The sequence below is a fragment of the Paenibacillus sp. FSL H7-0703 genome (genome assembly GCF_038003485.1).
Classification (GTDB): domain Bacteria; phylum Bacillota; class Bacilli; order Paenibacillales; family Paenibacillaceae; genus Paenibacillus; species Paenibacillus polymyxa_B.
Window position 1 is genome coordinate 3,254,943 of the sequence record NZ_JBBOPF010000001.1, and the last position, 16,842, is coordinate 3,271,784.

At 44.1% G+C, this 16,842-nt stretch carries 18 protein-coding genes and 1 tRNA gene; 16 read left to right on the top strand and 3 right to left on the bottom strand.

Annotation, left to right across the window (positions count from 1 at the left end; genetic code table 11):
* Positions 1-87: 87 nt before the first annotated feature.
* The 7 genes from mnmE (at position 88) to MHB46_RS14320 (ending at position 7,927) form a co-directional block, all read left to right on the top strand.
* The gene (mnmE, locus tag MHB46_RS14290) at positions 88-1,464 is read left to right on the top strand and encodes a tRNA uridine-5-carboxymethylaminomethyl(34) synthesis GTPase MnmE (RefSeq protein ID WP_341162636.1); all 1,377 of its coding nucleotides are present in this window, start codon (positions 88-90) and stop codon (positions 1,462-1,464) included.
* Between the two features lie 97 nt (positions 1,465-1,561).
* Positions 1,562-3,451: a tRNA uridine-5-carboxymethylaminomethyl(34) synthesis enzyme MnmG gene (gene mnmG / locus MHB46_RS14295; protein WP_103049706.1), complete on the top strand. Its 1,890-nt coding sequence runs from the start codon at positions 1,562-1,564 to the stop codon at positions 3,449-3,451.
* Positions 3,451-4,173, top strand: coding sequence for a 16S rRNA (guanine(527)-N(7))-methyltransferase RsmG (rsmG, locus tag MHB46_RS14300; RefSeq protein ID WP_341162637.1), 723 nt, complete (start codon positions 3,451-3,453; stop codon positions 4,171-4,173). Before mnmG ends, rsmG begins: the two co-directional genes overlap by 1 nt.
* A 431-nt stretch (positions 4,174-4,604) precedes the next feature.
* On the top strand, positions 4,605-5,423 hold the full coding sequence (gene noc / locus MHB46_RS14305) for a nucleoid occlusion protein (RefSeq protein WP_013312811.1): 819 nt from the start codon (positions 4,605-4,607) through the stop codon (positions 5,421-5,423).
* Between the two features lie 186 nt (positions 5,424-5,609).
* Positions 5,610-6,371 (top strand): ParA family protein, encoded by a 762-nt coding sequence (locus MHB46_RS14310; RefSeq protein WP_013312810.1) that lies wholly within the window; start codon positions 5,610-5,612, stop codon positions 6,369-6,371.
* Entirely contained in the window at positions 6,364-7,206 is an 843-nt protein-coding gene (locus tag MHB46_RS14315; RefSeq protein WP_341162638.1) for a ParB/RepB/Spo0J family partition protein, read from the top strand. Before MHB46_RS14310 ends, MHB46_RS14315 begins: the two co-directional genes overlap by 8 nt.
* Positions 7,207-7,405: 199 nt before the next feature.
* On the top strand, positions 7,406-7,927 hold the full coding sequence (locus MHB46_RS14320) for a DUF4446 family protein (RefSeq protein ID WP_013312808.1): 522 nt from the start codon (positions 7,406-7,408) through the stop codon (positions 7,925-7,927).
* Here MHB46_RS14320 and yyaC read toward each other — a convergent pair.
* On the bottom strand, positions 7,881-8,486 hold the full coding sequence (gene yyaC / locus MHB46_RS14325) for a spore protease YyaC (protein WP_103049709.1): 606 nt from the start codon (positions 8,484-8,486) through the stop codon (positions 7,881-7,883). The genes MHB46_RS14320 and yyaC overlap by 47 nt on opposite strands.
* 251 nt (positions 8,487-8,737) lie before the next feature.
* Between yyaC and MHB46_RS14330 the strand changes: the two genes are divergently transcribed.
* The 3 genes from MHB46_RS14330 to MHB46_RS14340 all read left to right on the top strand — a co-directional run bounded on the left by MHB46_RS14330 (position 8,738) and on the right by MHB46_RS14340 (position 10,070).
* The gene (locus MHB46_RS14330) at positions 8,738-9,688 is read left to right on the top strand and encodes a mechanosensitive ion channel family protein (RefSeq protein WP_341162639.1); all 951 of its coding nucleotides are present in this window, start codon (positions 8,738-8,740) and stop codon (positions 9,686-9,688) included.
* Positions 9,678-9,902, top strand: coding sequence for a DUF951 domain-containing protein (locus MHB46_RS14335; protein ID WP_025723137.1), 225 nt, complete (start codon positions 9,678-9,680; stop codon positions 9,900-9,902). The genes MHB46_RS14330 and MHB46_RS14335 overlap by 11 nt, the downstream gene beginning before the upstream one ends.
* A 77-nt stretch (positions 9,903-9,979) precedes the next feature.
* Positions 9,980-10,070 (top strand) — tRNA-Ser (locus MHB46_RS14340).
* Positions 10,071-10,290: 220 nt separating this feature from the next.
* On the opposite strand, the gene MHB46_RS14345 is transcribed toward MHB46_RS14340, so the two are convergent.
* Positions 10,291-10,608, bottom strand: coding sequence for a hypothetical protein (locus MHB46_RS14345; RefSeq protein WP_013312804.1), 318 nt, complete (start codon positions 10,606-10,608; stop codon positions 10,291-10,293).
* Positions 10,609-10,974: 366 nt separating this feature from the next.
* Complete coding sequence (locus tag MHB46_RS14350; RefSeq protein ID WP_013312803.1) at positions 10,975-11,169, bottom strand: YjzC family protein; 195 nt, start codon at positions 11,167-11,169, stop codon at positions 10,975-10,977.
* A gap of 318 nt (positions 11,170-11,487) precedes the next feature.
* On the opposite strand from MHB46_RS14350, the gene rpsF reads away from it, so the two are divergent.
* From rpsF to opp4C, 6 genes are all read left to right on the top strand, one after another.
* Positions 11,488-11,772 (top strand): 30S ribosomal protein S6, encoded by a 285-nt coding sequence (gene rpsF, locus MHB46_RS14355; protein WP_013312802.1) that lies wholly within the window; start codon positions 11,488-11,490, stop codon positions 11,770-11,772.
* Positions 11,773-11,821: 49 nt separating this feature from the next.
* On the top strand, positions 11,822-12,313 hold the full coding sequence (gene ssb, locus MHB46_RS14360; RefSeq protein ID WP_013312801.1) for a single-stranded DNA-binding protein: 492 nt from the start codon (positions 11,822-11,824) through the stop codon (positions 12,311-12,313).
* Positions 12,314-12,334: 21 nt separating this feature from the next.
* Positions 12,335-12,607, top strand: a complete 273-nt coding sequence (gene rpsR, locus MHB46_RS14365; RefSeq protein ID WP_013312800.1) for a 30S ribosomal protein S18 — start codon at positions 12,335-12,337, stop codon at positions 12,605-12,607.
* A gap of 525 nt (positions 12,608-13,132) precedes the next feature.
* Positions 13,133-14,872 (top strand): ABC transporter substrate-binding protein, encoded by a 1,740-nt coding sequence (locus tag MHB46_RS14370; RefSeq protein ID WP_341162640.1) that lies wholly within the window; start codon positions 13,133-13,135, stop codon positions 14,870-14,872.
* Positions 14,873-14,940: 68 nt separating this feature from the next.
* Positions 14,941-15,903 carry an ABC transporter permease gene (locus MHB46_RS14375; protein ID WP_341162641.1) on the top strand — a complete coding sequence of 321 codons (963 nt, stop codon included), beginning with the start codon at positions 14,941-14,943 and terminating at the stop codon, positions 15,901-15,903.
* 11 nt (positions 15,904-15,914) lie between these two features.
* A complete protein-coding gene (opp4C, locus tag MHB46_RS14380; RefSeq protein ID WP_341162642.1) occupies positions 15,915-16,838 on the top strand; it encodes an oligopeptide ABC transporter permease in 924 nt (307 codons plus the stop codon).
* The last annotated feature ends 4 nt before the right edge of the window (positions 16,839-16,842 follow it).

Genomic DNA, 16,842 nt, shown 5'->3' on the forward strand with positions numbered 1-16,842 from the left:
TTTTTTCTTATATTTCTCGCTGAAACGGCTGCCGTCCTTGATGAAGGACGGCAATGTCGTTTCTACTTGATAGGAGGTAGAAACTTTATGCTGAGTGATACTATAGCTGCCATTGCAACGGCTGTCGGCGAGGGCGGCATTGCGGTTGTACGAGTCAGCGGTCCAGAAGCGGTCACAGAAGTGGAGGCTTTGTTCCGTAGTAAAACACCTCTAAGCAAGGCTCCAACTCACACAGTACATTATGGACATATTATAGATCCTCAAAGCCAGGAAAAGGTGGAGGAAGTTTTAGTTACAGTGATGCGGGCGCCACGCTCTTTTACGACAGAAGATGTCGTAGAAATCAGCACTCATGGCGGGGTCGTAGCCGTCAAACGGGTGATGGATTTACTATTACTGCAAAATATACGTCTGGCTGAGCCAGGTGAATTTACGAAACGTGCTTTTCTGAATGGTCGTATTGATCTGAGTCAGGCAGAGGGTGTCATTGACTTAATCCGCTCCAAATCAGATAAAGCTTTTTCGGTGGCTTTGAAGCAGGTAGATGGACAACTGTCCCAGAATATTCGTCGTCTGCGTCATGTCTTGGTGGAGACACTTGCTCATATTGAAGTGAACATTGATTATCCTGAGCATGATGTCGAATCTTTTACATCTGACTTAATCAAGGATAAAAGCAGTCAGGTTATGACGGAAATTGATCGGCTGCTGCATACGGCGGAGCAGGGAAAGATTTTGCGCGAAGGGCTGACTACAGCGATTGTTGGAAGGCCAAATGTGGGCAAATCGTCACTGCTGAACACATTGGCTCAGGGCGAGCGGGCCATTGTGACCGATATTCCGGGCACAACTCGTGACGTTATTGAGGAATATGTGACGATTAATAGTATTCCGCTCAAGTTGCTGGATACAGCAGGGATTCGTGAAACGATGGATGTAGTGGAACGGATCGGAGTAGAACGTTCGAGAACGGCGGTTAGTGAAGCAGATCTGCTGCTCATCGTCATTAACGCCAACGAACCACTGCATGAGGATGAAATGGCATTAATGGAACAAATCCGCGGTAGACAAGCGATTGTGATTATGAATAAAATGGACTTACCGGCCCAAGTAGACCGGGATTTGTTGCTGCGTTATGTTCCCGAAGAGCTTATCGTACCGATGTCTGTGAAGGAAAATGAGGGAGCGGACCGACTGGAGCAGGCGATATCCAAGTTATTCTTTAGTGGCAAGCTGGAATCAGCGGATATGACATATGTCAGCAACGTACGGCATATTGCTTTGTTGAAGAAGGCGCACCAATCGCTGGTAGATGCCTATGAAGCCGCTGATCAATTTGTTCCGATCGACATGATCCAGATTGATGTAAGGCTGGCATGGGAGCATTTGGGCGAGATTGTAGGCGATACTGCGCATGATGCGCTAATAGATCAAATATTTTCACAATTTTGTCTGGGCAAATAGAACATTCAAGTATGGCTGGTATAAGCCTGCTATCGTTATAGATATACAAGAGCATATTCGGTGTGAAGACCGGAATGTATAAGGAGGTAAGAAAGGTATGGGTTACCAAGGAGGCGACTATGACGTAATTGTCGTAGGCGCGGGCCATGCGGGCGTAGAATCAGCCTTGGCAGCAGCACGGATGGGCTGCCGCACGTTGATGATTACAATTAACCTGGATATGGTCGCGTTCATGCCCTGCAACCCGTCTATTGGCGGTCCTGCAAAAGGGCATGTAGTGCGAGAAATTGATGCACTGGGCGGCGAAATGGGTCGGAATATTGATAAGACATTTATCCAAATGAGAATGTTAAATACTGGTAAGGGTCCGGCGGTTCATGCATTGCGTGCACAAGCAGACAAGTTTTCTTATCAGCATGCGATGAAGGAAACGATGGAAAAGGAACCGAATCTAACCTTACGCCAAGGTATGGTGGAAGAGCTGATTATGGAAGACGGTCATTGCGTAGGTGTAATTACGAAGACGGGCACAGAGTATCGAAGTAAAGCAGTTGTCCTGACCACAGGCACTTATCTGCGCGGAAAAATCATTATGGGCGAGCTGATGTATGAGAGTGGTCCGAACAATCAACAGCCTTCGTTGAGATTGTCTGAGCATTTGAGAGAACTGGGTTTTGATCTGGTTCGATTTAAGACAGGAACGCCACCACGTGTGCACAAGGACACGATTGATTTTAGCAAAACGGAAATACAACCGGGTGATGATCAACCGAAGTTCTTTTCCTATGAAACGAAGTCTTCGGATAATGAACAGCTTCCTTGCTGGCTGACATATACTTCAGTAGAAACACATCAGATTATTAATGATAATTTGCACCGTGCGCCCATGTTCTCTGGTCTGATTGAAGGAACGGGACCGCGTTATTGCCCATCTATTGAAGATAAAGTGGTACGTTTCAGTGATAAGCCTAAGCACCAAATCTTTTTGGAGCCTGAAGGTAAAAACACATCTGAATACTATGTTCAGGGCTTGTCGACCAGCTTACCAGAGGATGTGCAATTAGCTGTGCTGCGTTCAATTCCGGGGATGGAAAAGGTAGAGATGATGCGCAATGGCTATGCTATTGAATATGATGCAATGGTACCTACGCAGTTATGGCCTACTTTGGAAACGAAGAAAGTTCCTGGCTTGTTCACAGCAGGTCAGATTAACGGTACCTCTGGTTATGAAGAAGCTGCGGGCCAAGGAATTATGGCAGGGATTAACGCAGCTCGTAAGGTGCAGGGCAAAGAGCCCGTCGTATTGGACCGTTCGCAAGGCTACATTGGGGTTCTGATCGATGATTTGGTGACGAAGGGGACGAATGAGCCTTATCGTCTGCTGACGTCGCGTGCAGAATACCGTCTGTTATTGCGTCATGATAACGCGGACCTGCGATTGACTCCGATCGGGCATGATATTGGCCTAATTACGGATGAACGATACGAGCGCTTTTTGGATAAAAAGCAAAAGGTAGAGCAAGAGATTGAGCGTTTGCGCTTGGCGAAGGTTCGTCCGGTTGATATAAATGAGATGCTGGAGCAAGGCGGATCTGCACCAATACAGGATGGCAGTAATTTGTTAACGGTGCTACGTCGACCAGAGATCAGTTATGCGCAAGTAGCACAAATCTCACCTTCACCTATAGCTCTTACTGAGGAAGAACAGGAGCAGGTGGAAATCCAGATTAAGTATGCGGGCTACATTGAAAAGCAATTGATGCATGTGGAGCGTCTGCAAAAGATGGAGAAGAAGAAGCTCCCAGAGGATATTGTATACAATGAAGTTCAAGGACTGGCCATTGAAGCCAAGCAGAAGCTTGAAAAGATCCGTCCGATGTCGATTGGTCAAGCATCCCGTATTTCGGGTGTAACTCCTGCGGATATTTCCATTTTGCTGGTTTATCTGGAGCATTATAACCGCGTAACGGCAGCAAGGGGATCATAATGGACGCGATACAACAGCAATTTAAGCAGCGGCTGGCAGAGCATAGTATTGTGATTAATGACAGTCAGTTAGATCAGTTTGAAACATATTACCGTGTGCTGGTTGAGTGGAATGAAAAAATGAACCTGACGGGTATTACTGAGCGCGATGCAGTGTACACCAAGCATTTTTATGATTCTCTTTCCCTGGCCTTTTATGTTCCATTAAATGATGTGGGAAGCTTGGCTGATATTGGATCAGGTGCAGGTTTTCCAGGCATTCCTTTGAAAATATGCTTTCCGCAGATTCAGTTGACTATTGTAGATTCATTGAACAAACGTATACAATTCTTGGCCCATGTAGTAGAGCAGTTGGGTTTGGAAAATGTTGAACTGGTTCACAGCAGGGCAGAGGAATTGGGGCGTAAACCAGGATACCGCGATAGCTATGATCTAGTGACAGCCAGAGCGGTTGCTCGTCTCGCCGTATTGAATGAATTTTGTTTGCCGTTTGTCCGTGAAGGGGGACACTTTGCCGCGATGAAGGGTAGTGATCCTACGGAGGAAATCAAGGAAGCTTCCTACAGCTTGAAGGAGCTAAAAGGAAAAATCAAACATGTTCAGGCTTTCCAGCTACCTGTTGAAGATGCAGCCAGACATATGATTATTATTGAAAAAATAGCGGCGACACCACGGAAATATCCACGTAAGCCGGGTACTCCTTTGAAGACGCCGTTAGTGTAATTGTTTGAAAGAAAGTGAATGTTTCACGTGAAACATTCACTTTTTTTATGGCTGACAGACTCTTTACATAAAAGACACTTTGCTAACATGCGTTCTTGTTTTCATGAGGGAAGAATATGGATAGATAGTTGTCAAAGAGGATGCATAATTTATTATCTGATCCTTCCGAAAAGCTGATAGAGACGATAGGATTATGGCTGGAAAAGTGATAGAATAGAGATAATCGTTTTAATGTAAGTTGACTGCTCCCGTACCCATGAATTCAGATATACATATAGGGCAGTGGGACAACAAATGTCAGGGGTGTACGTGGAGTGTACCCGCTTACGGCGCTGTTTCATATAAAAGGGTCTACGATCCGCGTAAGGAACTGTTTTTCACGAAGCGCTGTTAGTATGGTGCTATTATGAAATTAGGTGGTATTATACGGAATGAAAGAACAATTTTCCAAGCTATTTGGTTTGACGGAGCGATCTACTGGGGACGAAATAAAACAAATTCCAGTTCGGGATATTGTCAGCAGTCCTTATCAGCCCCGTACCATATTTGACGATGAGAAGATTGATGAGCTATGCCAGACCATTAAGACGCATGGTGTAATTCAACCGATTGTCGTTCGTTTCCGTAATGGACAATATGAGATTATAGCAGGGGAACGTCGTTGGAGAGCTGTCACCAAGCTGGGTATGGAAACTATTCCAGCCATTGTTCGTGAGTTTAATGATTCACAAGCTGCATCCATCGCGTTGATTGAGAATCTTCAACGGGAAGGGTTAACTGCGATTGAAGAGGCTGTAGCTTACCAAAAGCTGATTGATCTACACCAGCTCACCCAGGAAAGCCTCGCTCAACGACTTGGCAAAAGCCAATCCACTATTGCTAACAAGATACGGCTGCTTCATCTGCCGGAGAGAGTGAAAGAGGCTCTAATGGAACGGAAGGTGTCCGAGCGTCATGCTCGTGCATTATTGTCATTAGAGACCGAAGAACTACAGTACAAGGTTTTAGATGAAGTGATTGCCAAGGAACTCAATGTGAAGCAGACAGAGGCAAGAGTTGCCTTTTATAAACAAGTATCCACCAATAAGAAATCGAAGCGGATTTCCTTTACCAAGGATGTCCGGCTTGCGCTGAATACGATTCGTCAATCCATTGATATGGTGTCTGGCTCAGGCTTGGATATCAAAACCAAGGAATCTGATCATGAGGATCACTATGAGATTGTCATTCAAATTCCCAAACGTAAGTAAGGGATGAAGCGTACAGGCGGCAGCAATTGCCGCTTTTTCTGTCTAACGCCGAATAAAACCGCAGCATACTCAATTCTATTCTGAAATTGCCGTTATCCGTAAGTTAAGGACTAAGTAACGTCTCCATAGAGCGTTTTGTAGTTATGGAGTGTAGCAGGATTCCGATTAAATTATGAGGTGAATGAAGTGTCAAAAATAATAGCCGTAGCCAATCAAAAGGGCGGAGTAGGCAAAACAACTACTTCCGTTAATTTGGGCGCCGGACTTGCTTCCCTCGGCAAAAGGGTATTGCTCGTGGATATCGACCCGCAAGGTAATACAACCAGCGGTGTGGGTATCAATAAGGCGGACGTGGCAAATTGCATTTATGATGTACTCATTAACGAGGTTGATCCTAGCGAAGCTATTATGAGTACACAGGTTGAGGGATTAGATATTATTCCGGCAACCATTCAGTTAGCAGGCGCGGAAATTGAACTGGTGCCGACCATTTCTCGCGAATTGAGATTAAAAAGATCGCTTCAACTCGTTAAGCATAATTATGATTATATATTAATTGATTGCCCGCCATCGCTGGGTATTTTGACGCTTAATTCATTGACGGCTTCCGATTCAGTCATTATTCCAATCCAGTGTGAATATTACGCATTAGAAGGATTAAGTCAATTGTTGAATACCGTGCGATTAGTGCAAAAACATCTGAACACCTCACTGCAAATTGAAGGTGTGTTGTTAACCATGTTTGATGCCCGCACGAACTTGGGTATTCAGGTGATTGAAGAAGTGAAAAAGTATTTTCAAAGCAAGGTTTATCAGACGATTATTCCACGCAATGTGAGACTCAGCGAAGCACCATCACATGGCCAGTCCATTATTACGTATGATCCCCGTTCCCGTGGGGCAGAGGTATATATTGAGTTGGCAAAGGAAGTGGTATCTTATGAGTAAACGGTTGGGAAAAGGACTTGATGCACTCATTCCCTCCCTTATGGTCAATGAAGAGGATAAGGTTGTTGACATTCCGCTCAGCCAGTTGCGTGCGAACCCGTACCAGCCTCGAAAAACGTTTGATGAAGAGTCCATTAAGGAATTAGCCGAGTCCATTCGTCAGCACGGTGTTATCCAACCTATTATTGCACGTAGTGTATTGCGAGGATATGAAATCATAGCCGGGGAAAGGCGGTTTCGGGCGTCTCAATTTTGTGGGAATCCGACTATACCTGTGGTTGTTCGCAATTTTACGGATCAGCAGGTGATGGAGATTGCCCTGATTGAGAATTTGCAGCGTGAGAATTTGAATGCAATGGAAGTGGCAGTAGCTTATCAGGGATTGATGGATCAATTTTCTTTAACTCAGGAAGAGTTGTCCATGAAAGTGGGAAAATCACGTTCTCATATTGCCAATTTCCTTCGTTTGCTGGCATTGCCTGAAGAAGTTAAAGATCATGTTTCACGTGGAACATTGTCTATGGGACACGCTAGAGCTATTGTTGGGCTCAAAGATCCAGACATGGTGAAACAGTTAGCACAGCAATGTATTGAACAGCAGTGGAGTGTTCGCGAACTGGAGGAAGCTGTACAGCAGTTGGATCATAAGCCTGGTGAGGCGAAAGCCAAAATAAAGGTACGAAAAAAGGACCCCTATATTGACCATATGGAAGAGTCCCTGCGTGAACGCTTTAAAACAACTGTAAAGATCAAGCACAATAAGGATAAAGGCAAAATTGAATTGAATTATTACAGCCAGCAGGATTTGGAAAGATTACTGGAGCTATTACAGTAGTTTGTTGAAATATGGACATGTCTCCTTGAGCAAAATGGAAAGTGAGATATGTCTTTGCTTTGTCTGGAATTGCAGGAATTTAGAATGGTTTTGATGGATAAACTAATAGCCTTGTGTTATTTGTTTCGCTGTTCTCAAACATATAAAATATAAGTATGCAGGTACATGATTTTTGAGGTAGAGGAGTAGAAGCAAGCATATGGCTGAATTGAATGGACTAATCATGGAACAGCTTGCCGGAATCGTTGCAGGGATCGTGCTTATTTTGCTCATCCTGTTGATTGTTATTATCGTGCAGGGTGCAAAGCTGAAGAAGATGCGGCGAAAGTATGAAACCATGATGGCAGGCAGCGGTGTCGAGAATTTGGAAACGCTGCTGATTGATTTGAAGGTACAGATGGATACGATTGAGGATGAGCAGGAAACCCATCGTGCAAGTATGAAATCACTACGCAGCAAACTGACTGGCTTGAAGGGACATATAGGCATTAAACGCTATAATGCCTTTGGTGAGAGAGGAAGCGATTTAAGCTTTTCTCTGGCTATTGTAGACGACAATCAGGATGGTATGGTATTAACCGGCATTTATAACCGAGATGGTTCATATGTGTATGCCAAGCCTCTGGAGGCGGGACAATCCACCTATTCCTTATCACCTGAAGAAAAAGAAGCCGTTACTCTTGCGCAGCAAGCAGGACAGAACGGTAATGCCACTCCTTAATCGCGGAGTATAGGCTGCCAGCAATAATATCTGATAATTTCATTACCAAATTTAGTCTCGTGTTTTGCAGCACGAAGTATTCCATGAAGCCGCCGACGTTAACGATACCAGTCAAATGGATATCGCCGACCGGCGGTAATTCTTTATTTACACCTGCTCCCGGCTTGAGAGGGCCTTCTGAAACCTGAATGCATCCAACACTGGAGGTTTGTCCAAGACATGCATCTATGCCAATGATATAAGGCTGTTCATATCGGTCTTGTATGCCGTTCAGCGTCGTTTGCAGGTTCATGGCATGTACAGGCTCCTCTAATGTACCGTATAGGTTAAACAGAGGGCTTTTGTAACGTGATAAATGCGTACCTACGAGCGGGCCCAGACAATCTCCAGTAGAACGGTCGGTGCCGATGCAAATAATGACGATATTTTGCAGACTCGGCGCCTGGTGCAGATGGAACAGCAGACGATGGATGATGGCTGATTGGATCCCGGGGTCTGTGTGTGATATTTTTAGGCTTAGGGGTTCTTGCCCCGGAATGAAGTCAGATGGATGAGTCATGGAATCTTCCTTTCGTTCTGTAATGGAGTGTGCGGGTTATGCTCGCTGTACCTTGGAGAATAACAATTAGCCTGTGGGTAACATTTATGCTCAAGATAGTAGCTAGTATATGGATAAACTTGTGCTTTTATACTCGAAGGAAGTAGATTATTCATAGCCATATGTTTGAAGTCAGTAGATAAGCTTATATAGTAGGAAATAGAATTCGGGAAGCAGGAAGAGTAGTTCCCTTGTTTAAGGAGGAGTACAGCATGACCTTTATACATTGGTTAGCCGGTAATGTAGGTACGGATGACGTAGTGAAAGATGCGATTCACTGGAAGGATGCTGTATGGAAATGGCTTACTGATAGTGCGATGTGGTCGACCTTTTTGTTTGTAATTTTGAAAATCGCGATTATTTTTATCATCACACGTATCTTTATTCGAGTTATTAATAAAATTATAGATAAGTCGATGCAACAAAAGGGAGATAACGGCAGGTTTCGATTGAATACAAGGCGGTTAACGACTGTTGGGGAACTACTGAAAAATGTAACCAATATTGTATTTAATTTCATTTTGATTATGCTGGTGCTATCGCAAATGGGCATTAATCTCGGCCCTCTGATTGCTGGAGCTGGAGTGCTTGGATTGGCTGTTGGTTTTGGGGCACAGAGTTTGGTTAAGGATGTAATTACCGGATTCTTTATTATTTTTGAAGATCAATTTGCCGTAGGAGATGTCATTCAGACAGGTACTTTCAAGGGTACGGTGGAAATGATCGGGCTGCGCACAACCAGACTGGTGAGCTGGAAAGGTGAGGTGTACATTTTACCAAACGGCTCAATTACAACGGTAACGAACTTCTCTATGTCCAACGCGTTAGCGGTAGTGGATGTGCCAATGAAGGCCGAGCGTAGCCTGGAGGAAGCAGTTGGTTTGGTAAAACAGGCAATCCAAGGTATTGAAGAGTCCAATGTACAGATACTTAATATACCGGATGTGTTAGGGGTTCAGTCCATGACTACCTCAGAGTATATTGTGCGTGTTGTGGCAGAATGTATGCCGAATACAGGGGCCGTGGTAGAGCGTGATATTCAGAATAACATCAAGAAGGCCCTAGAGGATGAGGAACATCGTCAGGCAGCCTTGGAGACAGCGATAACCCTAGAAAAAGAAGATGAACAAGGAAGAAAAGGGGGAGAGAAGGGTGGAGCGTAAGTCATTTGAACTAGGGGACATTGTACAGATGAAGAAGCCTCATCCGTGTGGAACGAATGAAATGGAAATTATCCGCATGGGGATGGATATTCGAATCAAATGTGTGGGTTGCCAGCATAGTGTGCTGATTCCGCGTGCCAAGTTCGAAAAGAATATGAAGAAAGTGCTGCGATCAAAGGCTAATGCCGACGAGCAAAACACAGAAGCAAATTGAGCCAAGAAAGATGAATGGTGATGAACCAGAATCAGCTTGCGTCACAGTTGCAATGATGATATAATTATCCTTGCTGCGGAAAGGTACCCAAGAGGTCTAAGGGGGCTGACTCGAAATCAGTTAGGCGTCGCAAGGCGTGCGTGGGTTCGACTCCCACTCTTTCCGCCACTAACTTCATTAAATAAACCAATCTCTTACGTCTGTGACGTAGGGGATTTTTTGTTTGTGGAATAAAAGGTCAACAGACTGTGATAAAGTGAAAAGCACTAAGATAAACCATGAGAGTAAAGGAAGAAACAATTACAAATCTATTGGGATGAATAAGGCGTTATAGCAAAAAAATGCTCCTGACAGCGGGGAAATTATTGCCGTTAGGAGCACTCTTTTGTTATAGCTGGTTAGGCGGGTAATGATAGCGTTTTGTTTTTTTTGAGCCAGAGATCATCAGAAGGATCGCTGCAATCAAATGGAGAGCCCAGCCTACAAAGGGTATCCAGGCCAGCAAAGAAGTGAGTACTCCCCATACGGAGCCGTAGATCGCCTCCTGATTGCGTAACGACAGGATAAGTGTTACTGCATGCAGGACAAGCATAAATCCCAGAGCCGAGTAGCCGGTCCCCATGACAATAGCTCCCCCCACAATCGGTACGGCAAGCACCAATTCGAATATACCTGATATCCACTTTAATATTCGAGAATAGCTCATCTTTAAACCTCCGTAGATAGTAGGTCTTTGTACTTGGATATATTCTAGCAGAAGGAGCTGAATTAATCTGCATTTTACCAGGATATGCAAAAAGTCCGATAATGCAACAAAGGAGGACCACAAAGGTCCTCCATCGTAGGCGATACATTTTTAACAGGATACGATCTGTCCAATCACATCATGAAACTCGGTGTACTGACCAGCAATACCGTGTTGAAAAGACAGTGTCCTTTTACACAAACCTAACGCTTCTAATGCCCGGAATGGATCTCCTAACAGTTTGTCCGGCTACGTCGTCCAACGGAACCACACCTCTCTGTTGTATCGCCTAATCATAATATGGCCAGGATTCCGAGAAAATATACATTAGTGGACACGAGCTTTCGTTTTTTTCTTCCATTTGCGATTATGGTTGGCGGTCTCCGGAAAAGAATCGCCTCTTTCCAGCGTTACCTGCTGCGGATTTTGGATTTCAGTATGGAAGCTCTTTTCTCCGACCTCCATGTATACGCCGTCGTTTGGGACCTTATCCCCTGGTTCGAACTCAGTCTTTTCACCCATACGGTGTTACCTCCTTAGATAAATGAATTTGAACTGCAACGGTTATTGTGCGCTGTCTTGAACAGAAACATGCGAAACCGGGTATACAGATACTCAGTGAATCAAATGATTTCCTTTATATATGCGAAATTTTTGATGTTATATAAAATTGTATAAAGCTAATGATATGCAGTGTATTTAGCCGTATTAGGCTTGTGTATTGAATTTGTAGGTTGCATTCAGTTGCTCGATTTGGTAAACTGTTTTAGTGCGAGCTTAGGCTCGTTCCTTGCTCTCAACTGAGATTGAGGGCCTTATGTCCATAAGGAGGTGTAAAGAATGCGCAAATATGAAGCGATGTATATTATTCGTCCTGACATTGAACAAGAAGCTGTTCAAGCGACAGTCGATAAATTCCAAGGTATCATCTCTAACGGCGGTGGCGAAATTACGAGTCACGATGTAACTAAACGCCGTCTTGCGTATGAGATCAAGAAATTCCGTGATGGTTCTTTCGTTCTGGTAAACTTCACAGCAGAACCTGCTGTTGTTACTGAGCTTGAGCGTATCATGAAAATTTCTGACGAAGTAATTCGTTATCTCATTACGAACGACGTAGCTTAATTATTGTACGTGATTATGTAATGAACAACGCTCAAAGGAGGGGATTGGATTGTTGAACCGTGTCATTTTGATCGGTCGTTTGACCAAAGATCCAGAGCTGCGCTATACACCGTCTGGTGTAGCAGTAACCCAGTTCACCCTGGCTGTAGACCGTCCGTTTACGAGTCAAGGCGGCGAACGGGAAGCGGATTTCTTGCCGATCGTAACCTGGCGTCAGCTTGCTGAAACATGCGCTAACTATCTTCGCAAAGGTCGTTTAACGGCTGTTGAAGGCCGTGTTCAGGTGCGTAATTATGAGAACAATGAAGGAAAACGTGTATACGTGACTGAAATTGTAGCTGATAATGTGCGTTTCTTGGAATCTAACCGCGATGGCGGTAACGGTGGCGGCAATAGCGGTGGAGCTGCGCGTGAGGAGTCTCCTTTCGGAGGCGGTAACAGCAATAGTGGACGCGGGAATAATAACTCGCGAAACAATCAGGATCCTTTTTCCGATGACGGAAAACCGATCGATATTTCGGATGATGATTTACCATTTTAATTGGGAAAGGACTGACAAAGAATGGGCTTCAGACAAAGAGAAGGCGGAGACGATAACAAAAGACCAGCTCGTCGTGGTGGTCGCAACAAACGTCGTAAAGTATGTTTCTTCACTGTGAACAAAATTACTCACATTGACTATAAAGATACAGACCTGCTTAAAAAATTCATCAGCGAACGTGGAAAAATTCTTCCTCGTCGTGTGACTGGAACAAGCGCGAAATATCAACGTATGTTGACAATCGCTGTTAAACGTTCCCGTCAAATCGCATTGCTTCCTTACACTACTGAATAGTAGTGGGTGGAAAAAAGAGACGTTCCCGATCCCGGGAATGTCTTTTTTTGTGATCTTTTATATTGACAACAAGTGCCATCTATTGTAACTTACTAATAATACAATCCATGTTTACCCATAAACCATAGTATACCTTTTAATGGCTTGTGAAATTACAAGCTCCTCAACTCGCCAGAGTAAACAATTTAGCCTCCCGGAATGTTATTTTATATTACATGTAATCTTGTTTTTTGTCATTTTCCACAAGTAAAATTCATAAAGTTTACATAAATGGATATTTTGCATTTTTATATTACATAAAAAAAGATATTGACGTGATATTATTTTACACTTAAGATAAACCTTAATAAAAATGTAATGGTTGTTAACGCACAAAATTGACCAGAGGTCTAAAACACGTGTTTACGCTATTAAAGATAGTAAGGAGGATGTGCAAACTTCATTTTCAAACCTCAAGCTTTAACGAATCACCGCAGGAATGAGACAGGCTGTTAAATAAAGAACCGACTAAGGGGGATTAACAGGATGATGCAGACGAAGAAATGGGTTTCTTTGCTTATGATGCTTACGATCGTTGGTGTTCTGTTTGCAGGATGTAGCGGAGGTGCCAATGAGGCACAGCCACAGCAAGGCAATGCGGGCAATAAAACAGAGGGAAATGAAGCAAGTGCACCTGTTACGGAGGGCGTTATTAAAGCAACTGATCTGTCGCAAAACCCTCCGGGAGCGACTAATCGGAAAGATAATATTGTAGTAGGTATGACATCACCAAAAGGGGTATTCAACCCGCTATTCTGGCAAACGACTTACGATTTATATGTAGTCAGAACAGTATTTGATTCCTTCTTACAGGTTAAGGCGGATGGTACATATGAAAATAGTTTGGCTGAAAAGGTTGATGTATCGCCGGATGGTCTAAAATACACATTCCATCTGAAACCAGGTGTGAAGTATAGTGACGGCACTCCAGTAACCGTGAAGGATTATGCTTTTGTACTCAAAGTGCTGCATGATCCGAATTATGATGGAGAAACCGATGTATTGTCTTTTAAAATTAAAGGCGGTAAAGAATATCACGATGGCAAAGCAAATGATATCTCGGGGATCAAGGTCATTGATGATAATACAGTAGAGGTCACCGTTACAGAAGCAACAGCGTATACGAAGGATTTTCTGGGTGAGCAATACTTTATGCCAGAAGCTTATTACGGAAAAGGATTTAAAAAAGGTAACCTGGACAGCATCAAGGCGCTTAATAATAAGCCGATCGGCTCTGGTCAGTACGTACTGAAGAGCTTCTCCCCAGGTCAACAAGTCGTATTGGATGCGAATCCAAACTACTTTAAAGGCGCACCAAAGGTGAAATCAGTTATTTTTAAAACAACAACAGAAGAAACGAACCTGTCTATGCTGCAAACGGGCGAAACGGACATGGACAACATCACAGTTACGGAAGACAATGTAGAGGAATTAAAGGCATTGGGCTTCTTAGACGTGAATATTATGCCAACGAACGGCTATGGATACATTGCGTTTAATCACAAGGAAAAGAAATTTCAGGACCCTAAAGTACGTCAGGCTTTAACTATTGGGTTAAACCGCAAGGAGATTGTGCAGGGCGTGTATGGTCCATATGCGAATGTTATTAACATTCCACAATCTACAGAATCTTGGTCTTATACGGATGAAGGCATCAACAAATACGAATTTGATACAGCTAAGGCGAAGGCTTTGCTGGATGAGGCAGGCTGGAAGGTTGGTGCTGACGGAATCCGCGAAAAGGGCGGAGAAAAGCTGACCATTAACTTCTCTGCGACTGCTGATAATCCAGTAGTAGAGGCCTTGCTACCGATCATGTCCAATAACTATAAGGAGCTAGGCATCAAGCTGACTTCCGAAACTTTAGATTTTAACGCCATTATGGATAAAAAGGACACAGGCAAGTTTGATATGTTCTTCGCGGCTTGGGGCTTAACTCCAGACCCGGATACAACGACTTTTATTACGAATGGTGCACAAAATGATATCGGCTATTCCAATAAGAAGGTCGATGAACTAACGCTTGCTGGTAAGCATGAGCTGGATCAAGAGAAACGCAAACAGATTTACAAACAGCTCTATCAAGAGCTAAACAAAGATCTGCCAACTATCTTTATGTACCAACGCAGAGATATGTGGCCAGTTAATGGACGTGTAACCGGCTTGGAAATTACACCATACAAAGATTTTGAGTTCACTCTGCATAACGCTCAGATCGCTCAATAAGGGTTGCCAATCGTATGCTCAGCTCTCACGAGCTGGGCATATCACTTTATTCGTCTGGAGGAATGAATATGAAGCAGTACATTATTCGAAGACTGCTGCAACTCATCCCCACACTTATTGGCATATCCATTATCGTATTTGCGATTTCAGCCATGGTGCCGGGTGATTATATTACAGCCAAGCAGAACCCGAATATGACGGCCGAAAAGGCGCAGCAGCTACGACATATCTACGGGCTGGATAAACCGGAATACCAACGCTATTTTATATGGGCCGGTAATATGTTAAAGGGGAATATGGGGGATTCATTACAGCATAAGCAGCCGGTAACGAAGGTCATTGGCAATTATGTATGGAACTCATTTATTATCGCTTTTTTTAGTCTTATTTTTAGCTGGTTGATTGCGGTTATTGCAGGGGTATTTTCAGCCAAGTTCCAATATTCGTTATTCGATAAGTTTGTCACATTATTCATTTTCTTATGTATGTCGCTGCCTTCATTTTTTATTGGTCTATTGGTCATCAAAATATTTGCCCTGGAGTGGGGGGTTCTCCCGGTTGGGGGCATGACCACAGCAGGGATGGAGCCAGGCTCATGGGCTTATATTGTAGATGTTCTCAAGCATATGTTCCTGCCGACACTCGTACTTACGATGCTGAGCACAGGAAGTCTGACCCGGTATTTCCGTACAGGCATGTTGGAGGTCATTCGTCAGGATTATATTCGTACCGCACGCGCCAAAGGTCTGAAGGAACGTACGGTTATTTTCAAGCACGCACTGCGCAATGCACTGATTCCAGCCATCACACTACTCGGCTTCGAGCTTCCGGCCTTATTTGGTGGGGCGATGATTCTGGAGAAGGTATTTGTGTGGCCGGGTGTGGGTCAGGTCTATCTGGAGTCGATCAGTATGCGGGATTATCCGTTTATGTTGGGCTTCACGATTTTCCTAGCGGTACTTACGCTTATCGGTAATTTGCTCTCTGATGTATTGTATGGCATGGCAGATCCAAGAATTCGCTTGAAGTAGGAGGGATACTATTGTCCGCAGAAACAGTCACGATTGAAAAGAATCAAAAGGCGGCGATCCGTCCTGAAGCGTCTCCATGGAGAATCGCCGTTCGCCGTTTTAACCAAAACCGTCTGGCTTTGGCTGGTCTCGTTATATTAATTCTGATGGTTACCATTTGTATATTTGGACCGATGATTTCACCTTATCATTTAGACGATTACAAGCTAGCTGACAAAAATTTATCGCCTAATGCTAAGTACTGGCTTGGGACGGATAAGTTTGGTAGAGATATTTTGCTGCGTACGATGCTGGCCGGCCGTATTTCCTTGACGGTGGGGCTAGTTGCCACGTTTATTTCGGTCATGATCGGGGCGACGCTGGGTGCGTTGGCAGGATTTTATCGTAAAGGCGTGGATACGGTTATTATGCGGATTGCCGATATTTTCATGGCACTCCCTACATTACCGCTGCTTATTATTTTAGGTGCTGTTCTGTCGGATTTGAAGGTCGATCCGTCGAATCGCATTTATTTTCTGATGCTCATTATCGGGATTCTGAGCTGGACGAGCTTGTCCCGTCTGGTCAGAGGGCAGATTCTTACGCTGCGTGAACAGGAGTTTATGCAGGCGACGGAAGCGCTAGGCTTGAGAGACCGTCGCAAAATATTCCGACATTTGCTGCCGAACACGATTCCTACCATTATTGTTACGGCTACGCTTGGAGTAGCGGGTGCAATTATTACAGAATCTGCGCTCAGTTACTTGGGGATTGGCGTTGTGCCGCCCACACCTTCGTGGGGAAACATGATATCGGCTGCGAATAACCTAATTGACTTCCGCAAACGGCCTTGGATATGGGTTCCACCGGGAATGTGTATTCTCATTACAGTTGTAGCGATTAACCTGATTGGTGACGGTTTGCGTGACGCACTGGACCCTAAAATGAAGAAGTAGGAGA

What these genes read in the sequence shown, in the direction of transcription:
- mnmE (WP_341162636.1), top strand. Translation starts at nt 88, where the DNA reads ATGCTGAGTGATACTATAGCTGCCATTGCAACGGCTGTCGGCGAGGGC.
- mnmG (WP_103049706.1), top strand. Translation starts at nt 1,562, where the DNA reads ATGGGTTACCAAGGAGGCGACTATGACGTAATTGTCGTAGGCGCGGGC.
- rsmG (WP_341162637.1), top strand. Translation starts at nt 3,451, where the DNA reads ATGGACGCGATACAACAGCAATTTAAGCAGCGGCTGGCAGAGCATAGT.
- noc (WP_013312811.1), top strand. Translation starts at nt 4,605, where the DNA reads ATGAAAGAACAATTTTCCAAGCTATTTGGTTTGACGGAGCGATCTACT.
- MHB46_RS14315 (WP_341162638.1), top strand. Translation starts at nt 6,364, where the DNA reads ATGAGTAAACGGTTGGGAAAAGGACTTGATGCACTCATTCCCTCCCTT.
- MHB46_RS14320 (WP_013312808.1), top strand. Translation starts at nt 7,406, where the DNA reads ATGGCTGAATTGAATGGACTAATCATGGAACAGCTTGCCGGAATCGTT.
- yyaC (WP_103049709.1), bottom strand. Translation starts at nt 8,486, where the DNA reads ATGACTCATCCATCTGACTTCATTCCGGGGCAAGAACCCCTAAGCCTA.
- MHB46_RS14330 (WP_341162639.1), top strand. Translation starts at nt 8,738, where the DNA reads ATGACCTTTATACATTGGTTAGCCGGTAATGTAGGTACGGATGACGTA.
- MHB46_RS14345 (WP_013312804.1), bottom strand. Translation starts at nt 10,608, where the DNA reads ATGAGCTATTCTCGAATATTAAAGTGGATATCAGGTATATTCGAATTG.
- MHB46_RS14350 (WP_013312803.1), bottom strand. Translation starts at nt 11,169, where the DNA reads ATGGGTGAAAAGACTGAGTTCGAACCAGGGGATAAGGTCCCAAACGAC.
- rpsF (WP_013312802.1), top strand. Translation starts at nt 11,488, where the DNA reads ATGCGCAAATATGAAGCGATGTATATTATTCGTCCTGACATTGAACAA.
- rpsR (WP_013312800.1), top strand. Translation starts at nt 12,335, where the DNA reads ATGGGCTTCAGACAAAGAGAAGGCGGAGACGATAACAAAAGACCAGCT.
- MHB46_RS14370 (WP_341162640.1), top strand. Translation starts at nt 13,133, where the DNA reads ATGATGCAGACGAAGAAATGGGTTTCTTTGCTTATGATGCTTACGATC.
- MHB46_RS14375 (WP_341162641.1), top strand. Translation starts at nt 14,941, where the DNA reads ATGAAGCAGTACATTATTCGAAGACTGCTGCAACTCATCCCCACACTT.